Origin of the sequence: Streptococcus parasanguinis, from assembly GCF_015557775.1 — a bacterium.
Taxonomy (GTDB): domain Bacteria; phylum Bacillota; class Bacilli; order Lactobacillales; family Streptococcaceae; genus Streptococcus; species Streptococcus parasanguinis_AA.
Genome location: NZ_JADNOY010000014.1, coordinates 1 through 5,055 on the forward strand (window position 1 = coordinate 1; position 5,055 = coordinate 5,055).

Here is a 5,055-nt window from a genome sequence, read left to right on the forward strand (position 1 = left end):
GCTAAGCGACTACCTTATCTCACAGGGGGCAACCCCCAACTACTTCCGGCGTTCTAGGGCTTAACTGCTGTGTTCGGCATGGGTACAGGTGTATCTCCTAGGCTATCGTCACTTAACTCTGAATGATTAAACATTCAAAATTGAACATCTATATTCTAACAAGTTAACCTTTCGTTGTCAATATCCTTTGACTCTTTGGATAAGTCCTCGAGCTATTAGTATTAGTCCGCTCCATTGCTCACACAACTTCCACTCCTAACCTATCTACCTGATCTTCTCTCAGGGCTCTTACTAACATATAGTTATGGGAAATCTCATCTTGAGGTGGGTTTCACACTTAGATGCTTTCAGCGTTTATCCCTTCCCTACATAGCTACCCAGCGATGCCTCTGGCGAGACAACTGGTACACCAGCGGTAAGTCCACTCTGGTCCTCTCGTACTAGGAGCAGATCCTCTCAAATTTCCTACGCCCGCGACGGATAGGGACCGAACTGTCTCACGACGTTCTGAACCCAGCTCGCGTGCCGCTTTAATGGGCGAACAGCCCAACCCTTGGGACCGACTACAGCCCCAGGATGCGACGAGCCGACATCGAGGTGCCAAACCTCCCCGTCGATGTGAACTCTTGGGGGAGATAAGCCTGTTATCCCCAGGGTAGCTTTTATCCGTTGAGCGATGGCCCTTCCATACGGAACCACCGGATCACTAAGCCCGACTTTCGTCCCTGCTCGAGTTGTAGCTCTCGCAGTCAAGCTCCCTTATACCTTTACACTCTGCGAATGATTTCCAACCATTCTGAGGGAACCTTTGGGCGCCTCCGTTACCTTTTAGGAGGCGACCGCCCCAGTCAAACTGCCCGTCAGACACTGTCTCCGTAGATGATGAACCTACCGGGTTAGAGTGGCCATAACACAAGGGTAGTATCCCAACAACGCCTCCATCGAAACTGGCGTCCCGATCTCAATGGCTCCTACCTATCCTGTACATGTGGCACAGACACTCAATATCAAACTGCAGTAAAGCTCCATGGGGTCTTTCCGTCCTGTCGCGGGTAACCTGCATCTTCACAGGTACTAAAATTTCACCGAGTCTCTCGTTGAGACAGTGCCCAAATCATTACGCCTTTCGTGCGGGTCGGAACTTACCCGACAAGGAATTTCGCTACCTTAGGACCGTTATAGTTACGGCCGCCGTTTACTGGGGCTTCAATTCATACCTTCGCGTTACCGCTAAGCACTCCTCTTAACCTTCCAGCACCGGGCAGGCGTCACCCCCTATACATCATCTTACGATTTAGCAGAGAGCTGTGTTTTTGATAAACAGTTGCTTGGGCCTATTCACTGCGGCTGACGTAAAGCCAGCACCCCTTCTCCCGAAGTTACGGGGTCATTTTGCCGAGTTCCTTAACGAGAGTTCTCTCGCTCACCTGAGGCTACTCGCCTCGACTACCTGTGTCGGTTTGCGGTACGGGTAGAGTATGATTAACGCTAGAAGCTTTTCTTGGCAGTGTGACGTCACTAACTTCGCTACTAAACTTCGCTCCCCATCACAGCTCAATGTTATAGAATTAAGCATTTAACTCAATTCACACCTCACTGCTTAGACGTGCACTTCCAGTCGCACGCTTTAGTTAGCCTACTGCGTCCCTCCTTCACTACATACTCTAGTACAGGAATATCAACCTGTTGTCCATCGGATACACCTTTCGGTCTCTCCTTAGGTCCCGACTAACCCAGGGCGGACGAGCCTTCCCCTGGAAACCTTAGTCTTACGGTGGACAGGATTCTCACCTGTCTTTCGCTACTCATACCGGCATTCTCACTTCTATGCGTTCCAGCGCTCCTCACGGTACACCTTCTCCACACATAGAACGCTCTCCTACCATACCTATAAAGGTATCCACAGCTTCGGTAAATTGTTTTAGCCCCGGTACATTTTCGGCGCAGGGTCACTCGACTAGTGAGCTATTACGCACTCTTTGAATGAATAGCTGCTTCTAAGCTAACATCCTAGTTGTCTGTGCAACCCCACATCCTTTTCCACTTAACAATTATTTTGGGACCTTAGCTGGTGGTCTGGGCTGTTTCCCTTTCGACTACGGATCTTAGCACTCGCAGTCTGACTGCCGACCATAATTCATTGGCATTCGGAGTTTATCTGAGATTGGTAATCCGGGATGGACCCCTCACCCAAACAGTGCTCTACCTCCAAGAATCTTAATGTCGACGCTAGCCCTAAAGCTATTTCGGAGAGAACCAGCTATCTCCAAGTTCGTTTGGAATTTCTCCGCTACCCACAAGTCATCCAAGCACTTTTCAACGTGCCCTGGTTCGGTCCTCCAGTGAGTTTTACCTCACCTTCAACCTGCTCATGGGTAGGTCACATGGTTTCGGGTCTACGACATAATACTAATCCGCCCTATTCAGACTCGGTTTCCCTACGGCTCCGTCTCTTCAACTTAACCTCGCATCATATCGTAACTCGCCGGTTCATTCTACAAAAGGCACGCTCTCACCCATTAACGGGCTCGAACTTGTTGTAGGCACACGGTTTCAGGTTCTATTTCACTCCCCTCCCGGGGTGCTTTTCACCTTTCCCTCACGGTACTGGTTCACTATCGGTCACTAGAGAGTATTTAGGGTTGGGAGATGGTCCTCCCAGATTCCGACGGGATTTCTCGTGTCCCGCCGTACTCAGGATACTGCTAGGTATAAAGACTATTTCGAATACGAGGCTCTTACTCTCTTTGGCTGACCTTCCCATGTCATTCTTCTATAATCTTTAAGTCCACATTGCAGTCCTACAACCCCGAAGAGTAAACTCTTCGGTTTGCCCTCCTGCCGTTTCGCTCGCCGCTACTCAGGCAATCGCTTTTGCTTTCTCTTCCTGCAGCTACTTAGATGTTTCAGTTCACTGCGTCTTCCTCTACCTATCCTTAACAGATAGGAGTACTAGCCATTAGCTAGTGGGTTCCCCCATTCGGACATCTCTGGATCGTCGCTTACTTACAGCTCCCCAAAGCATTTCGTCGTTTGTCACGTCCTTCTTCGGCTTCTAGTGCCAAGGCATCCACCGTGCGCCCTTATTAACTTAACCTTATTTTTGGTCTTGCGACCTAAACTCTTTAAATATTTACAGCGTTTCGGTTTATTTTCTTGTTACTATTTGATATAGATATTCAATTTTCAATGTTCAATCTTAACACCCTTACAGTGTTAATGGAGCCTAGCGGGATCGAACCGCTGACCTCCTGCGTGCAAAGCAGGCGCTCTCCCAGCTGAGCTAAGGCCCCACAAGACCTCTCAAAACTAAACAAGACCAACGTACAGGTTTCCATTTCCTTAGAAAGGAGGTGATCCAGCCGCACCTTCCGATACGGCTACCTTGTTACGACTTCACCCCAATCATCTATCCCACCTTAGGCGGCTGGCTCCTAAAAGGTTACCTCACCGACTTCGGGTGTTACAAACTCTCGTGGTGTGACGGGCGGTGTGTACAAGGCCCGGGAACGTATTCACCGCGGCGTGCTGATCCGCGATTACTAGCGATTCCGACTTCATGTAGGCGAGTTGCAGCCTACAATCCGAACTGAGACTGGCTTTAAGAGATTAGCTTGCCGTCACCGACTCGCGACTCGTTGTACCAGCCATTGTAGCACGTGTGTAGCCCAGGTCATAAGGGGCATGATGATTTGACGTCATCCCCACCTTCCTCCGGTTTATTACCGGCAGTCTCGCTAGAGTGCCCAACTGAATGATGGCAACTAACAATAGGGGTTGCGCTCGTTGCGGGACTTAACCCAACATCTCACGACACGAGCTGACGACAACCATGCACCACCTGTCACCTCTGTCCCGAAGGAAAGCTCTATCTCTAGAGCGGTCAGAGGGATGTCAAGACCTGGTAAGGTTCTTCGCGTTGCTTCGAATTAAACCACATGCTCCACCGCTTGTGCGGGCCCCCGTCAATTCCTTTGAGTTTCAACCTTGCGGTCGTACTCCCCAGGCGGAGTGCTTAATGCGTTAGCTGCGGCACTGAGTCCCGGAAAGGACCCAACACCTAGCACTCATCGTTTACGGCGTGGACTACCAGGGTATCTAATCCTGTTTGCTCCCCACGCTTTCGAGCCTCAGCGTCAGTTACAGACCAGAGAGCCGCTTTCGCCACCGGTGTTCCTCCATATATCTACGCATTTCACCGCTACACATGGAATTCCACTCTCCCCTTCTGCACTCAAGTTAAACAGTTTCCAAAGCGTACTATGGTTAAGCCACAGCCTTTAACTTCAGACTTATCTAACCGCCTGCGCTCGCTTTACGCCCAATAAATCCGGATAACGCTCGGGACCTACGTATTACCGCGGCTGCTGGCACGTAGTTAGCCGTCCCTTTCTGGTAAGTTACCGTCACAGTGTGAACTTTCCACTCTCACACTCGTTCTTCTCTTACAACAGAGCTTTACGATCCGAAAACCTTCTTCACTCACGCGGCGTTGCTCGGTCAGGGTTGCCCCCATTGCCGAAGATTCCCTACTGCTGCCTCCCGTAGGAGTCTGGGCCGTGTCTCAGTCCCAGTGTGGCCGATCACCCTCTCAGGTCGGCTATGTATCGTCGCCTTGGTGAGCCGTTACCTCACCAACTAACTAATACAACGCAGGTCCATCTCTTAGTGATGCAATTGCACCTTTCAAGTCAACATCATGCAATGTCGACTTTTATGCGGTATTAGCTATCGTTTCCAATAGTTATCCCCCGCTAAGAGGCAGGTTACCTACGCGTTACTCACCCGTTCGCAACTCATCCGCTCGGTGCAAGCACCAAGCTTCAGCGTTCTACTTGCATGTATTAGGCACGCCGCCAGCGTTCATCCTGAGCCAGGATCAAACTCTCATTAAAATAATTGTTTGTCTTAAACTCATTCTGTCACTGACAGATTTATTGTTTTTTTATTGTTCAGTTACTATAACTTTCGTTATAGCGCCCTGCACATTGGTTCGTCTTGTTTAGTTTTCAAAGGTCTTTGTCGCTCTCGCGCGACAACTATATTAGTATATCA

The 5,055-nt window shown here is 49.8% G+C and carries 1 tRNA gene and 3 rRNA genes; all 4 read right to left on the reverse strand.

What is annotated here, in order from left to right:
- The 4 genes from rrf to I2F76_RS10515 all read right to left on the reverse strand — a co-directional run bounded on the left by rrf (position 1) and on the right by I2F76_RS10515 (position 4,895).
- Positions 1-116: ribosomal RNA gene (gene rrf, locus I2F76_RS10500) — 5S ribosomal RNA — on the reverse strand.
- Positions 117-195: 79 nt separating this feature from the next.
- Positions 196-3,097 (reverse strand): 23S ribosomal RNA (locus tag I2F76_RS10505).
- A gap of 123 nt (positions 3,098-3,220) precedes the next feature.
- Positions 3,221-3,293 (reverse strand) — tRNA-Ala (locus I2F76_RS10510).
- Between the two features lie 53 nt (positions 3,294-3,346).
- A 16S ribosomal RNA gene (locus I2F76_RS10515) occupies positions 3,347-4,895 on the reverse strand.
- Together the 16S, 23S and 5S rRNA genes with 1 tRNA gene alongside form the textbook arrangement of a ribosomal RNA operon.
- Positions 4,896-5,055 lie beyond the last annotated feature (160 nt).